The organism is Pseudoduganella sp. R-31, assembly GCF_049913235.1.
Taxonomy (GTDB): Bacteria; Pseudomonadota; Gammaproteobacteria; order Burkholderiales; family Burkholderiaceae_D; genus Rugamonas.
Genome location: NZ_CP183986.1, coordinates 1,987,046 through 2,002,943, shown reverse-complemented (window position 1 = coordinate 2,002,943; position 15,898 = coordinate 1,987,046). Strand labels below are relative to the sequence as shown.

Here is a 15,898-nt window from a genome sequence, read left to right as displayed (position 1 = left end):
CCGTTGACACTCCCTGCGCGAAATCCAATACTCGGAACACTATTGTGATCACATCAACCTTAACACAGCCTACCATGCGCGCCAAAGCACTGTTCCTTATTCTCGCCGCTGCCGGCAGCGCGCATGCCGCCGAACGCCTCACCATCACTGCCAGCCATGAACTGGCGCAGGCGCGCCCCTCCGAGACGATCGCTGTGCCATGGGCAGAAGTCAATCGCGCCCTGCCCGGGGCATTGCTGCAGAAGATCACGGTGCGTGATGCGTCGGGCAAGGCCTTGCCCTACCAGGTGACCAACGTTCTGCCGGAAGCGAAAGATCCCGAGGGCAAAGGCATCGCCTACGGTGAGCTGATCTTCCAGCACGACTTCGCGGCTGGTGAGCGTAGCGCTACCTTCACCGTCGAGAAAAGCGGCGCCGTGTCGCCCCCGTTCCCTTCCAAGGTGTTTGCGCGCTACGTGCCGGAACGCCTGGACGACTTCGCGTGGGAGAACGACAAGGTGGCGCACCGCACCTACGGGCCAGCGCTGGGCGCGCCGGCAGAACCGGGCAGCGGCAAGGAAGTGCTGGTCACGAGCGGTCTCGATATCTGGTTCAAACGCGTGGAATACCCGATCGTCGACCGCTGGTACAACAAGGGGCACGACCATTATCACCATGACGAAGGCGAAGGCATGGACATGTACAACGTCGGCCGCTCGCGCGGGGCCGGCGGTACCGGGATCTGGGATGGCATGACACTGTCCACCGCGCGCAATTATGCAAAATGGAAGGTGCTGGCAAACGGACCGGTGCGAGCAGTCTTCGAACTCTCCTATGACAGCTGGGATGCCGCCGGCGTCAAGGTCTCGGAAGCAAAACGCTTCACCGTCGACGCGGGACACTATTTCGACCAGGTTGAAAGCACTTTCACGTTCAACGGCGTTCCCTCGCTGACGGCGGCCCTGGGGCTGAACCGGAATCCGGCCGACAAGGGCCAGGAGGCCGTCGTGACGACGGGACGCGCCGCAGGCTCGCTAAGCCAGTGGGTCGAGCAGAAAAGTAATGGTGCGTTTGGCGTGGCCGTCATCCTGCCGTCCGCCGAGGGTTACGCGCAGGACGACCTGAATGAACTGGTCACCGCGCCTGTCGTTTCAGGCAAGCCTTTGCGCTATTACGCCGGCGCGACATGGTCGCGCGGCAGCCCGTTCGCCAGCAAGGCTGACTGGGATCGCCATATCGCCGCCGAGACCGCGCGCATCAAGTCGCCGTTGAAGGTCTCGTACAAGGGCGCTCAATGATATGGCGCAGCTGACACGACGACAGTTTATCCAGGCCTCCGCGCTCGCTTCGCTGGCCGGCATCGCCGGCCCTGCCGGTGCGGGCGATGCCAGCGGGGCCGGCGGGGCGGCGCACAGTTCCGACACGGCCGCGAATGCCGCGGCACTTGCCGCTGCCTCGGAACCCGACGTCCCCCTGCGCTGGCTCGAAGGCGCCGCTCCAGCGCTGTCGCTTGGCACGACCTTTACCGTTCCGTGGCCGCGCGGCCAACAGAAACAACAGCAAACCTTCGTCCTCGCCAGCGCTGCCGGTGAACACCCCATGCAAAGCTGGCCGCTCGCCTATTGGCCCGACGGCTCGCTGAAGTGGACCGCCCATGCGATGCCGGCCGAGCCCTCCCTCCTCGTCGGCGGCTCCCTGAGCGTCCGGCCCGGCAAGCCCGCTTCCCGTCCTGCCGCCGCCATCGTGGTGCAGGAAGCGCAGGACGCGTTCACGATCGACACCGGCATCATCCGCTGCGTGCTGCCGCGCAGGGGCGAGCAACTGATCCGCAGCATCACGCGCGACGGCAGGTCCATCGCGCAGGCGTGCCGCCTGGTGGCGCTCTGCGACGACCAGCCCGACGCCGGCAACGGCGCCACCCGGCAGCAGCATTTCTCCAGCGCCATCGAACGCACTACTATCGAACAGCGCGGCCCCCTGCGCACCGTCGCGAAGATCGAAGGCCGCCACCGCAGCGCCAACCGCGCCTGGCTGCCCTTCACCGTGCGCCTGTACTTCTACGCTGGCGCCGAATCCATCCGCATCATGCACACCTTCGTGTTCGACGGAGACGAAAACAAGGACTTCCTGCGCGGGATCGGCCTTCGCTTTGAAGTTCCTATGCGCGACGCCCCGCACGACCGGCACGTGCGCTTCAGCGGCGAGGACGGCGGCCTATGGGGTGAAGGCGTGCGCGGGCTGACTGGCTTGCGGCGCGATCCCGGCGCAGCGTTCCGCCAGGCCCAGGTAGCCGGCCTGCCCGTGCCGCCGCTAGGGCAAATGAACAAGCAGGTCAGCGAACGCCTGCAACTGATCCCTGCCTGGGGCGACTACACGCTGTCGCAACTGTCGGCAGACGGTTTCCAGATCCGCAAGCGCACCAAGCCTGGCCACGGCTGGATCAACGCCGCGTGGGGCCGTCGCGCCGCCGGTTGCGGCTACGTTGGCGGCGCCAGCGGCGGCGTCGTATTCGGCCTGCGCGACTTCTGGCAGCGTCACCCCACCCAGCTCGACATCCGCAGCGCCCACACGGAAAAAGCCGAAGTGACGATGTGGATGTGGTCTCCCGACGCCCCGGCCATGGACCTGCGCTTCTATCACGACGGCATGGGCATGGAAACCCACGAGCAGGAACTGGAAGGCCTGGAGATCAATTACGAGGATTACGAAAAAGGCTTCGGCACACCGGTCGGCGTGGCACGCAGCAGCGAGATCACGCTGTGGGCGCTGGCCGCGACGCCGCAGCGCGAGCAGATGGTGCGCATGGCCGCCGCCGCGCAAACGCCTCCGCAACTGGTGGTCTCGCCCGCCCGCTACCTGGCGACCGGCGTGTTTGGCCCGATGTGGGACCTGCCCGACCGCTCCTCCCCCGCCCGCGCGGAGCTCGAAAATGAGCTGGACAAGCGCTTCGACTTCTACCGCAACGAGGTCGAACAGCGCCACTGGTACGGCTTCTGGGACTACGGCGACGTCATGCACACCTACGACGCCGACCGCCACACCTGGCGCTACGACGTCGGCGGCTACGCCTGGGACAATTCCGAACTGTCGCCCGACCTGTGGCTCTGGTACTCATTCCTTCGCACCGGCCGAGCCGATATCTTCCGCCTGGCCGAAGCCATGGCGCGCCACACCAGCGAAGTGGACACCTACCATCTGGGCCGCTTCGCCGGCCTAGGCTCGCGCCACAACGTGCAGCACTGGGGCTGCAGCGCCAAGCAGCTGCGCATCAGCCAGGCCCTGTACCGCCGCTACTATTACTACCTGACAGCCGACGAACGCATCGGCGACATCATGCGGGAACTGCTGGATGCCGACGCCAGCCTGGCCGCCGTCGACCCGCTGCGCAAACGCGCCGGCGCGCTGCAAGGACCGTACACGGCGCGCGCCAGTTTCGGCACCGACTGGAGCTCGCTGGCCGGCACCTGGCTGGTGGAATGGGAGCGCACCGGCGACAAGCGCTGGCGCGACATGCTGCTGGCCGGGATGCGCGACATCGCCGCCATGCCGCAAGGCTTTTTCAGCGCCAATGCCATGGGCTACGACCGCAGCAGCGGCCATCTGCACAACACCCAGGGCGGCAAAGTCACCGCCAGCCACCTGAACGTCGCCTTCGGCGCGCCGGAAATCTTCGCCGAACTGATTGCAATGCTCGACCAGCCGCGCTTCGAGCAAGCGTGGCTGCGCTACTGCGCCCTCTACAACGCAAATCCTGCGGAGCAGCAACGCGAACTTGGCGGGCCGCATGGCGGCACCAATGCCTTGCGGGTCGGCCATTCGCGCCTGACTGCCTACGCGGCCTGGCGCCGCAACGATGCGGAACTTGCGCGCAGGGCGTGGCAGGAGTTCTTCAGCGGCCGCACGCCAGCGCTGCGCTGCACCACGATCAAGGGTCCCGACGTGCTGGTGCCGGTCAGCGAAGTGCCATGGATGACCACCAACGACACCGCGCAATGGGGCCTCGCGGCTATCCAGAACCTGGCGCTCGCTGGCGCACAGCTTCCAACCAAATCATAACAAGCCAACGAGACATGAAGACCAGATTACTTGCAGCGCTGCTGGCAGCTGCGCTTTCCGGCCACGCCCTGGCCGACGGCCGTTCCACCGTCAACTTCGACGCCGGCTGGCGTTTCCTGAAGGCGGACGCCAAAGGGGCGGAGAAGCAGGCCTTCAACGACGGCAAATGGCGCACCCTGGCTGTGCCGCATGACTGGAGCATCGAAGGTCCGTACGACCAGGCCAATCCCAGCGGCCGTGGCGGCGGCTACCTGCCCGCCGGCGTCGGCTGGTACCGCAAGACATTCACGCTCCCCCAATCGGAAGCGAAGCGCCGCGTGCGCATCGAATTCGATGGCGTCATGTCCAACAGCGAAGTCTGGATCAACGGCAAACTGCTTGGAAAGCGTCCTTACGGCTATAGCAGCTTTAGCTACGACCTGACGCCCCACCTCAGGTTCGGCAAAGGCCAGTCCAACACCATCGCCGTACGTGCCGACAACTCCGCCCAGCCGGCCTCGCGCTACTACACTGGCGCCGGCATATACCGGCACGTACGGCTGGTCAGCACCGAGGCCGTGCAATTCGGCGACGGCGGCGTGTATGTCACCACGCCTGAAATCAGTGCCGCCGGCGCGACGCTCGGTCTGCGTTCCGACGTCCGGAACACCGGCAGCGCCGCCGGCGAATACACGCTGCAGGTAACCATCTACGACCCCGATGGCAAGGCGGTGCAGGACGGCGAGGTGCGCCGGCAAATCGCTGCCGGCGCCTCCGCCGACATCGCGCTGGACCTCCCAGTGGCCGCGCCGCAGCGCTGGTCGCTCGAATCGCCAAAGCTGTACCGCGCCGTGGCCACGCTGCGCAATGGCGGCACGGTGCTGGACCAGCACACCAGCACCCTCGGCATCCGCGATTTCAGGTTCGATGCCGATACCGGATTCTGGCTGAACGGCGTCAACCTCAAAATCAAAGGCGTTTGCCTGCACCATGATGCCGGCGCTCTGGGCGCTGCCGTGCCGCTGGATGCGTGGCGGCGCCGTTTCGAGCTGCTGCGCGAGGCGGGCGTCAACGCCATCCGCACTTCGCACAATCCCGTGGCGCCGGAATTCCTGGACCTGGCCGACCAGATGGGCTTCCTGGTCATGGACGAGACCTTCGACACCTGGAACGAGGCAAAGCACAACGGCGAGCAAGGCTACAACCGCTTCTTCACCGACTGGTGGGAAGCCGATACGCGCGCCATGGTCCTGCGCGACCGCAACCACCCGAGCATCATCCTGTACAGCGTGGGCAACGAGATCCACGACAACCTGGACAATCCGGAAGGCTTCCGCAAATACAAGCAACAGCAGGACCTGGTGCACCAGCTGGACCCGACCCGCCCCGTCACCATGGCGTTGTTCCGCCCCGGCCTCTCCAAGGTGTATGAGAACGGCTTTGCCGACATGATGGATATCGTCGGTCAGAACTATCGCGAGAACGAACTGGTGGCGGCGCACAAGGCCAAGCCGGCGCGCAAGGTGATCGGCACCGAAAACAACCATGCGCTTTCGGCCTGGCTGGCGTTGCGCGACAATCCTTTCATGGCAGGCCAGTTCCTGTGGGTCGGCTTCGACTACCTGGGCGAAGCCGATTGGCCGATGACGACCTACGACCAGGGCCTGTTCGACCGCGCAGGCAACTGGAAGCCGCGCGGCCTGCAGCGCCGCAGCTGGTGGTCCGGCAAGCCGGTGGTGCATATTGTGCGCAGCCAGGATAACAGCGGCGTCGGGCCGCTGCGCGCTGACTGGACCCCGACCGACATCCATACCTACGACGATGCCAAGGTCCAGGTCTACAGCAATGCCGAGGAGGTCGAACTGTTCCTCAACGACGCTTCGCTGGGCGTGAAAGCCAAACCGAAGAACGATTCCCCGCGCCAGAGGGACGTCACGTTCGCCCCCGGCAAACTGCGCGCCGTGGCGCGGAACGGCGGCAAGGAAGTGGCCTCGGACGAGCTGCAGACCGCCGACGCGCCTACGCGCATCGAGCTCACCACCAGCCGCAGCGAGTTGGGCGATGGTTTCGACGACGCGGCCTTCGTCTGGGCGCAGGTTGTCGATGCCAAAGGCGTCCCCCATCCGAATGCCACGGCCGCCATCACCTTCAGCATTGACGGTCCCGGCATGTTGGCTGCCGTCGATAATGGCGATAACACGAGCCACGATTCCTACCAGTCCAACCAGTGCAAACCGCAGTTTGGCCGCTGCCTGGCGGTAGTGAAAGCCAGCGCCGCCAACGGTGCCATCACGCTGCGGGCTTCCGCTCCGGGCATCGCAGCGGGGTCCGTCAGCATCGCGGCGGGGAGGAAATGATGCCCGCGCCACGCCTTGCTGCCACCATCCTGCTTGCCGCCGGCACGTTCGCACAGGCTGCAAGCGCCGCTGCGCCGCAGCCCCGGCACTTCGCTTTCGGCGACGCCCCCGTTGCCGCCAGGAGCGCCGCTGTCATTGCCGTTACTCCCGATATGGCCTACACCGCTGCGCACGGCTACGGCTTCGAACCCGGTGCGGCGCCCGGCGGCGGCAAGCCGTTCTACTTTTCAGTCGACCTGCCCGAAGGCAGCTACAAGGTCACCGTCAGGCTTGGCGGCGCCGCTGCCGCCAGCACCACGGTCAAGGCCGAGCTGCGCCGCCTGATGCTGGAGAACGTGCAGACGGCCCCCGGCCAGTCTCAGGTCAAGACTTTCGCCGTCAATATCCGCACTCCCCCCATCGCCGCAGCAAACGATGTCGCCGCCGGCGAAGTCCAGTTGAAAGTCCCGCGCGAGACCGTGCAGGAGGCCTGGGCCTGGGATAACCGCCTGACGCTTGAATTCAATGGCAACAACCCATCGCTGCAATCGCTGGATATCGAGCCGGCAAACGGCCGCACGGTTTTCCTGCTTGGAGATTCGACGGTCAGCGACCAGCCGCAGGAGCCGTATAGCAGCTGGGGCCAGATGTTGCCCCGCTTCTTCAAGCCGGGCAGCGTCGCAGTCGCCAACTATGCCGAGTCGGGCGAAACCTACCGCGATTCGCTGGCGCGGCGCCGGCTCGACAAGGTCCTGAGCCAGCTCCATCCGGGCGACGTGGTGCTGATGCAGTTCGGGCACAACGACCAGAAGCAGATCAAGGATGGCAAGGGCGCTCCTTTCACTACCTACAAGGAAGAGATCCGCGAGTACGTGCAAGCCATCCGCAAGCGTGGCGGCCTGCCCGTCATCATTTCGCCGATGGAGCGCCGCAACTTCGACGCCAGCGGCAAGATCGTCCCTTCCCTCGCCGACTATGCCGAGGCGGCGCGCCAGTCCGCGACGGAACTGAAGACGCCCTTCATCGACCTGAACGCGATGAGCAAGGTGTTTTACGAAGCGCTCGGCCCTGAAGGTTCGAAGGCGGCCTTTGCTTCCCCTGCTCCCGGCAAGATCGACAACACCCACCACAATAACTACGGCAGTTACGAGCTGGCCAGGCTGGTGATCAAGGGCATTCGCGACAACCGGCTTCCTCTGCAAACCGATATCGCTTCCGATGTCGCGGTCATCGACCCAGCCCATCCTGCGCCGCCCGAACGCTTTGCCGTCCCGGCCAGCCCGAACCGGGCCACAGAACGGCCACCTGGCGACGATGCCAATGCCGGCGACGCCTGGCTGTTCGCCTATTTCACCGGCAATGGAGTAGACGGCCTGCACTTCGCCAGCAGTACTGACGGCTACCGTTGGGAGAAAGTCGGCTTCGGGCGCAGCTACCTGGCGCCGAAGGTGGGCAAGGCAAAACTGATGCGCGACCCGTGCATCGTGCGCGGTCCGGACGGCACTTACCACATGGTCTGGACCAGCGGCTGGAACGAAAACAATATCGGCTACGCCTCTTCGAAAGACCTGGTCAACTGGTCGGCGCAGAAGGAGCTGCCGGTGATGGCTCACGAACCCGGCGTTCTGAATACCTGGGCGCCGGAAATCGTGTGGGACGCAAAGCGCAGCGAGTTCCTGCTGTTCTGGGCTTCCACCGTGCCGGGCAAGTTCCCTGCGCCGGCAGCCTCGCCGGAAGGCAAGTACAACCACCGCATGTACGCCACCACTACGAAGGACTTCGTCACCTTTACGCCCACCCGGTTGTTCTACGATCCCGGTTTCAGCGTGATCGACGCGACCTTCCTGCGTGCGGACGGCCGCAACCTGCTGCTGGTGAAGGATGAAACCAGTGTCCCGGCCCACAAATACCTTCAACTGGCCGATGCGCCCGACCTGCAAGGGCCCTTTGGCACGCTCGGCAAGCCCTTCACCCCGCCCGGCCTCTGGGTCGAGGGACCAACCGCCATCAAGGCCAACGGCGAATACCTGGTCTACTACGACGCCTACCAGGCCAAGCGCTATGGCGGCATGCGCTCGCGCGACCTGGTCAACTGGGAGGACGTCAGCGATCGCATGCACTTCCCCGACGAGGGCACGCTGCAGCGCATGCGCCACGGTACCGTATTCGCCGCACCGGCCAGCGCCATCGCGGCGCTCAACGCGGCAGCCGGACCGGCTACCACGGTCGCGAGCGCCCAGAATTACGAAGCGCGCGTGCCTTACCAGAGCTATTTCGCCGACTACCTGGCGCTGTGCAAGGGCCGGCCGGCGGAGCTGATCTTCATCGGCGATTCGATCACCGAGCAATGGCGCTGGGGCGCGGGCGCTCCGGTCTGGAAGCAGCGCTTCGAAGACCGCGCCTTTGATTTCGGCCTTGGCGCCGACAAAACCCAGCACGTGCTGTGGCGCCTGCAGAACTTCGACCTGTCCTTCCTGAAGCCGAAAATTGCCGTGCTCATGATCGGCACCAATAATGTTGGCGATTCGCCGGAAGACATTGCCGCCGGTGTGCGCGCCGTGATTGCAGCGATCCAGGACAAATTCCCCGGCGTGAAAGTAGTCCTGTGCAGCATCCTGCCCAATGCGCGCGCCAACGACAAGATGGCCGCCGCCAACAAGCTTCTGGTGCCAATGGCCGACGGGCGCAATGTGCTCTACCTCGACCTCGCATCGAAATTCACGCCCGAAGGCGACAACTGGAAAGGCCTGAGCCGCGACAAGCTGCACCTGACCACCGAAGGCTACGCCACGTGGGCGGCCGAACTGGAATCCCTGCTCTCCACCATTGCCGCCGCCAAGCCATGACATTCCGCACACTCCCCTACCTTACCCTGATGGCCGCCTGCGTGGCGGCAGCTGTCGCGCAGGCGGCGCCGTCACAGCGCAGCGTCTACGACTTCAATCCCGGATGGCGCCTGCTGGTGGGCGACCCTGCCGGCGCCAGCCAGCCCGGCTTCGACGACCAGGCATGGAAGCCGGTTACGCTGCCGCGCGCCTGGAATGAGGATGACGCCTTCAAGAAGGACATCGCCGACCTTTCCACCGGCATCGCCTGGTACCGCAAGTCTTTCCGCCTTCCGCCCGGATCTGCCGGCGGCAAGATCTTCCTCGAGTTCGAAGGCGTGCGGCAGGCGGCGGAGGTGTATGTCAATGGCAAGCAGTTGATTCTGCATGAAAATGGCGTGATGGCGTTTGGCGTCGACATCAGCGATGCCATCCGGCCTGGCGACAATGTGATCGCCGTCCGCACGGACAACGCCTGGGATTATCGAGAGAAGGCCAGCAACCAGCGCTTCCAGTGGTCGGACAAGAACTTCAACGCCAACTACGGCGGCATCCCGAAGAACGTCCGCCTGCACGTGGCGGGCAAGCTTTACCAGACCTTGCCCCTCTACTCGTCGCTCGGCACCACTGGCGTGTATGTCTATGCCAAGGGCATCAACGTCGCGGCGCGCACGGCCAATATCCACGCCGAATCACAGGTCCGCAATGAAACGGGACGGCCGCGCACTTTCGCCTATGAGGTGAAAGTGCGCGACCGTGACGGCAGGCAGGTAGCCAGCTTCAACGGCCCGGTGCAGACGCTTGCCGCCGGCGCCACCGGCACCGTCAGCGCCGGAGGTCGTGTCGAACAACTGAACCTGTGGGGCTGGGGCTACGGCTACCTGTACGACGTCGATACGACGCTCAAGGTCAACGGCAAGGCGGTCGACACGGTGCGCACCCGCACCGGCTTTCGCAAGACCGAATTCGACTTCGGTGTAGTCAAGCTGAACGACCGCGTAATCCAGCTCAAGGGATACGCCCAGCGCACCTCCAATGAATGGCCGGCGGTGGGCATGTCCGTGCCGCCCTGGCTGAGCGACTACAGCAACCGCCTGATCGTCGAAGGCAACGGCAACCTGGTGCGCTGGATGCACACCACGCCGTGGAAGCAGGACGTTGAATCGCTCGACCGCCTCGGCATCATGCAGGCCATGCCGGCTGGCGATTCCGAAGCCGACGTGACGGGGCGCCGCTGGGAACAGCGCATCGCTCTCATGCGCGACGCCATCATCTACAACCGCAACAATCCCAGCATCGTCTTCTATGAATCCGGTAACCGCGGTGTTTCGGACGAGCATATGCAGGAGATGAAGGCGCTGCGCAACCAGTTCGATCCGCACGGCGGCCGCGCTTCCGGTAGCCGCGACATGCTGGGCAGCCGCTTCAACGAATACGGCGGCGAAATGCTCTACGTGAACAAGAGCGCGCGCCAGCCTTTCTGGTCGATGGAGTATTCGCGCGACGAAGCGCTGCGCAAGTACTGGGACGATTTTTCTCCGCCTTTCCACAAGAATGGCGACGGTCCCCTGCACAAAGGGAAAGACGCCAGCGCCTACAACCGAAACCAGGACACGCACGCCATCGAGGACGTACTGCGCTGGTACGACTATTACGCCGAACGTCCTGGCACCGGGCGCCGCGTCAACAGCGGCGGCGTGAATATCGTGTTCTCGGACACCAATACCCATCATCGGGGCGCGGAGAACTACCGCCGCAGCGGCGAGGTCGACGCCATGCGCATTCCGAAGGACGGCTACTTTGCCCACCAGGTCATGTGGGATGGCTGGGTCGATGTCGAGAAGCCGCGGCTCCATATCATCGGTCACTGGAACTACGCCCCTGCGACAAAGAAGGACGTCACGGTCGTCTCCAGCGCGGCGGAAGTCGAACTGCTGCTGAACGGACGCTCCCTTGGCAGGGGCCAGCGCAGCGCCGGCTTCCTGCATACCTTCCCTTCCGTGGCCTACGAAGCGGGCGAGCTGAAAGCCATCGGTTACTCGACCGACGGCAGGCCGGTCGCCGAGGCGACTTTGCACACAGCCGGAGCGCCGGTCGCGCTGCGCCTGAAGGCCGTCACCGGTCCTGGCGGCATGCGCGCCGACGGGGCAGACATGGCCCTGTTCGAAGTGGAAGCCATCGACGCCGAAGGCCGCCGCAACCCGGTCGCGCTGGACATGGTCGACTTCAGGCTGGAAGGGCCGGCCGAATGGCGCGGCGGCATCGCGCAAGGTCCGGACAATTACATCCTCAAGACCAGCCTCCCCGTCGAGGGCGGCGTCAACCGAGTCCTGGTGCGCAGCACGACCCGGCCCGGCGCCATCACCCTGCGCGCCAGCGCCCAGGGAATGCAGCCAGCAGCCGTCACACTGCAATCGCATGCGGTTCCACAGCAAGGCGGGCTGGTTGTCGGCAGCGCCGCTGACGGCCTGCCCTCCTACCTGGAACGCGGCCCGACGCCGGCCGGTCCATCGTTCAAGGTGTCGCGCGTATCGGTCGGCGTGGCCAGCACCACGGCAGGCAGCAACGACGCGGCCGCCGCCAGGACCATCGACGACGACGAGACCACCGGCTGGACCAGCAGCCAGGAGGCGGGCAAACGCTGGATCGCTTATGAGCTGGAAAATCCTGCCACGCTGACGGCAGCCAGCCTGCGCCTGTCCGGCTGGCGCGAGCGCAGCTACCCGATCCGCATCACGGTCGATGGTCAAGAAGTGTTTGCCGGCGACACGCCGAAAAGCCTGGGCTACGTCACCTTGCCATTGCGGCCGGTCCACGGCTCCAGCGTAAAAATCGAACTGACCGGGCCCACGGTGGACAGCGACGCCCTGAAATTGATCGAAGTCGACGCGAACGCCGTGCCGGATACCGGCGCCAATCGCGCGCCACGCGGCGTGCTGTCGATTATCGAGGCAGAGTTCTACGAAAAATCGAGGAAATAAGCACTGCGGCTCGCGGCCGCAGTGCTTTCCCCGCTTACTTGCGGGTGACCAGCTGCAGCGAGCTGTCGTTGATTTCGAACTTGTGCGATTTCAGCATGTTGATGACTTCCGCACCGGCCAGCAGCACCGGCCCATACCCGTGAGCAGCGAACACATTGATCGGGCGGTAATAATAAAAGGCAGGATCGAATCCCATGCCGGTACCGACGCAAGTGCCCTCCACCTGACCCTTGGCGTTGACTTTGGTGGCGACAGCATTCCAGGCCAGCATGACGGCCGGAGCGTAAGCCATGCGGTCGACATAGCCCTTGTTGATGGCGCGCGCCATCGAATAGGCGTAGATGGCGGTGGCGGAGGTTTCGAGATAGCTGTCCGGGCGGTCCAGCAGCTGGTGCCAGAAGCCGGTGCCATCTTGGTATGACGTCAGGCCCTTGACGTGCGCGCGCAATTGCTTGAGTACCGCCTCGCGTCCCGGATGGTCTTCCGGCAGAACGTCCAGCACTTCCACCATCGTCATCACCGCCCAGCCGTTGGCGCGGGCCCAGTGGAATTCCGGATGTACCTCCATGCCTTGCACCCAGCCGTGCATGTAGATACCCTTCTGGGGATTGAACATGCGCTGCGAAAACTGCAGGATCTGCTTGACCGACTCGTCGAAGTATTTGCGCTCGCCGGTCAGCTTGCCCAACTGCGCCCAAGCCGGCACGCCCATGAACATATCGTCCAGCCAAAGGGTATCTGGCTGTGGGCGCAAACGTGCCAGCGTACCGTCGGCCAGTCGATGCTCCTTGCTGCCGATGAAATTACGGCAGGCATCGAGCAGCGGCGTTACATCAGCTTGCAGGCCGTTGCGCTTGGCCTTGACGAAGGCTGCGCACAGCGCCCCGATATCGTCCAGTGCGTGCGGTTCCAGCGTGCGCAGCACCGGGGACTTGGCTTGCGGATTAGCCTTCAGGCGCGCCAGGGTCGGCCTGGCCAGGCCGGCCAGCAGGGCCACGCGCTTATTGGTGTAATCCACGTAGCGCTGTTCGCCGGTGGCGGCGCCGGCTGCCAGCATGCCCGCGTAGGTGACGCCCCACTCGTAGCTGGTGAGCCGGTAATCGCCCTGGGCGAATACCGTATTGTCGTCGATCTTGCTGAAATCCCTGATCTCCTGCTTGGTGTTCTGGTCGATCACCTTGGCCGGGGTCACCGCGTCGAGGTAGGTGAAGACGCGGTCCAGCACTTTGCTCACGTCCGCCACGGACGGCGCACCGTACGGGGTCGGGTAGTCCGGCTTCATCAGGTGCAGCGGCGCTGTCACGTCGTTGAGCGGAGCTTGCGGGGCAGCATACGCCGGCAACGCCAGCGCAACCAGGATAGCGGTCAGCAGGTGGTTCTTTCGGTTCATTCGTTTGTCTCTCGTTGTTATCACTTCAGCAGGTAAACCTTGAAATCGCGGATCTGCTGGTGCGAATGCGTGCTGCGGAAGCCGAAGTGGCCCTCGCGCAGCGGCTCGGCATCGCGCCAGTTGAAGTATTCTTCGCCGTCCACCGTCATGCGGGTGCAGCCATCGCGCACCGCGATCTCGATGGCATATTCCCTGTTCGGCTGCAGCAGGTGCGCGGCATCGTTGCGCTCCGCCAGCAAGACGCGTTCGCCCTTGCCGTCATATTTACGAAAACGTGTTGTGGTATTGCCGTTGCCGCCAATGCCAGCGTAGTAGAGGGACAGGTTGTCGTATTGCGCGAACGTGCCGTCGCGGGTAAATAGCTTGCGGTTGGCGGGATCGCTGGCCATCCAGAACTGGTTCATGTCGGACAGGCGGTCGTTCGTCCCACCGGCCATGACCACCTTGCGCTTGTAGCTGACCAGGATATCGCCCTTCAGCTTTGGCTTGAACCACAGCGTGGCGTCGCCCGGCAGGTCCATGACCAACAGGCCCTTGGCGGCGCCGATGCGAGCCGCCGGCGCCCCGGATGCGCCGCGCCTGTACTCCGCCTGCCACTGCGCCAGTCCCCTAGTGAAATCGTCGGCATACAGCAGCTTCCCGCGCTCGCCGGAAAAGGTGCAGACTTGCGGTTCCCGCTGGGAGAGCCAGGCGGCAACCGGATTTTCGGGCAAGGACTTCAGGGCCGCGACCACGCTTTCGGCATTGAAGCGCGCGCCGGCGTCATTGGTATGCGTACGGGCGTCGGAGAAGAAGGTATTGACCGCTGCAGCCCCCAGGCGCCGGTAGCCGTCGCTGACCGTCATGGTGAGGTCTGCGAACAATGCGCCTTCGCGCGCAGCGACTTCGCGGTCCCATTCGGCAAAATTGGCAAAGTCGCGTCCCTGCTCCCAGGCATCCCGGTGCGGCACAGGCGACAGCAGCACCACGCGCGCTCCGCGTGCCTTCGCGTCCTGCACGTAGCGCGACATATACCAGCCGAAGGTATGCACTTGTTCCTGGCTGCCGTCCGGACGTGTATCGGTGACGGTTTCCGGCCCGGTACCGGTAGCCGATGCCCTGTTCTTGTTGGCCGGGTCGCCGATGCGGCCGCCATCGTTGTGGCCGAACTGGATCAGCACCACATCGCCCGTCTTCAACTGGCCCAGCACGCGCTCCCAGCGCCCTTCGGTGAAAAAGGTGCGGCTGCTACGCCCACCTATCGCATGGTTCACGACGTTCACACGCGAAGTATCGAAGTAAGCCGCGATGCGTTCACCCCAGCCGATAGCGCCGTTCTGGCCGCCGCTCCTGACGGTGGAATCGCCCACAATGAAAATGCTGGGCAGGCGCGGATCGCGCGGCTGCTCGCCCTTGATCCTGGCGGCATCCACCACCGGACGCTCGTCCTCGGCGGCGGCGATGCTGTCCGCGCGGTTCGACAGCGCGGCAAGCAGTACCGGCAGCCGCAGCGCCTTGATGCCTGCCACCACGGTGCGCGCATTCAGTTCGGCGCCGGCAAGGTTGGTGTGCACCCGCTCATCCGGCGTCACCTGAGGGAACAGCTTCGTCACCTCGTCGCGGCCCAGTGCATCGTACTGGCGCGCCACAAGTTCGTTCAGGTCGATGAAACCGACATTCAGCTGGCGCGCCACAGCCTCCGCCCAGCCGGCGTAATCGCCGCGCGCCCGCACCACGCGGCCTTCCGCATCCCAGGCTTTGCGCGGGATCGGTGACGCCACCACCGGCGTCGCACCACGCTCGCGGATGGCGGCGATGTACATGCGCAGGTACCAGCCGTAGCTGCGCACCGTTTCGTGCTTGCCGGTCAACAGGTTGTCGATCTCCTGGCTTTCGTCGCCAAATCCGCGGATGGTGCCGCGCGCACGCGAGGTATCGTTGATGGCCGAACTGTCGTTGTGCCCGAACTGCATGATCACCACGTCGCCCGGCTTGACCAGCGCCAGCGTGTTCGCCCAGTGACCGCTCGTCAGGTAGGTGCGGCTGCTTAACCCACCAACAGCGCGGTTCACCACATTCACCCTGGCGGGATCGAAATAGGCGGCAATCGGATTGCCCCAGCCCCACTGCCCTTGCGGTCCCTTGCCCTGGCCATCGTCGCGGCCATTGCGCACGGTAGAATCCCCGATCAGGATCAGCGACGGCAATGCCGGGTTGGCAGGTTCCGGCAGCGTGACCTGAGCCCGCGCCGGGTCGGTGTTGACGGCAGCGGGAGGCTGCTGGGCGCAGCCCGCCAGCAGGAGGATGTAGGCGGCGGCGCTGGCAAGCGCCTTCTGGAAGCTGTTCATGCGGCCAATTCTAAGCGAGCGCGTT

General features: G+C 64.8%; 7 protein-coding genes. 5 read left to right on the top strand and 2 right to left on the bottom strand.

Going from position 1 to position 15,898, the window contains the following annotated elements; genetic code table 11:
- Positions 1–74: 74 nt before the first annotated feature.
- Genes ACN9MY_RS09080 through ACN9MY_RS09060 form a run of 5 tightly spaced genes read left to right on the top strand, consistent with a single transcriptional unit; the run spans position 75 to position 12,156 of the window.
- A complete protein-coding gene (locus tag ACN9MY_RS09080; RefSeq protein ID WP_426169897.1) occupies positions 75–1,277 on the top strand; it encodes a DUF4861 family protein in 1,203 nt (400 codons plus the stop codon).
- A 1-nt stretch (position 1,278) separates the two neighbouring features.
- The gene (locus tag ACN9MY_RS09075) at positions 1,279–4,035 is read left to right on the top strand and encodes a Tat pathway signal sequence domain protein (RefSeq protein ID WP_426337166.1); all 2,757 of its coding nucleotides are present in this window, start codon (positions 1,279–1,281) and stop codon (positions 4,033–4,035) included.
- A 14-nt stretch (positions 4,036–4,049) separates the two neighbouring features.
- Positions 4,050–6,371 carry a glycoside hydrolase family 2 TIM barrel-domain containing protein gene (locus tag ACN9MY_RS09070; RefSeq protein WP_426337165.1) on the top strand — a complete coding sequence of 774 codons (2,322 nt, stop codon included), beginning with the start codon at positions 4,050–4,052 and terminating at the stop codon, positions 6,369–6,371.
- The gene (locus ACN9MY_RS09065; RefSeq protein ID WP_426337164.1) at positions 6,368–9,196 is read left to right on the top strand and encodes a GDSL-type esterase/lipase family protein; all 2,829 of its coding nucleotides are present in this window, start codon (positions 6,368–6,370) and stop codon (positions 9,194–9,196) included. Before ACN9MY_RS09070 ends, ACN9MY_RS09065 begins: the two co-directional genes overlap by 4 nt.
- Positions 9,193–12,156: a DUF4982 domain-containing protein gene (locus tag ACN9MY_RS09060; RefSeq protein WP_426337163.1), complete on the top strand. Its 2,964-nt coding sequence runs from the start codon at positions 9,193–9,195 to the stop codon at positions 12,154–12,156. Before ACN9MY_RS09065 ends, ACN9MY_RS09060 begins: the two co-directional genes overlap by 4 nt.
- Positions 12,157–12,190: 34 nt before the next feature.
- Here ACN9MY_RS09060 and ACN9MY_RS09055 read toward each other — a convergent pair whose 3' ends face one another.
- Together ACN9MY_RS09055 and ACN9MY_RS09050 are read right to left on the bottom strand one after the other, a co-directional pair.
- Positions 12,191–13,546: a glycoside hydrolase family 88/105 protein gene (locus ACN9MY_RS09055; RefSeq protein ID WP_426169884.1), complete on the bottom strand. Its 1,356-nt coding sequence runs from the start codon at positions 13,544–13,546 to the stop codon at positions 12,191–12,193.
- A gap of 20 nt (positions 13,547–13,566) precedes the next feature.
- Complete coding sequence (locus ACN9MY_RS09050; RefSeq protein ID WP_426321810.1) at positions 13,567–15,873, bottom strand: DUF6250 domain-containing protein; 2,307 nt, start codon at positions 15,871–15,873, stop codon at positions 13,567–13,569.
- Positions 15,874–15,898: the final 25 nt, after the last annotated feature.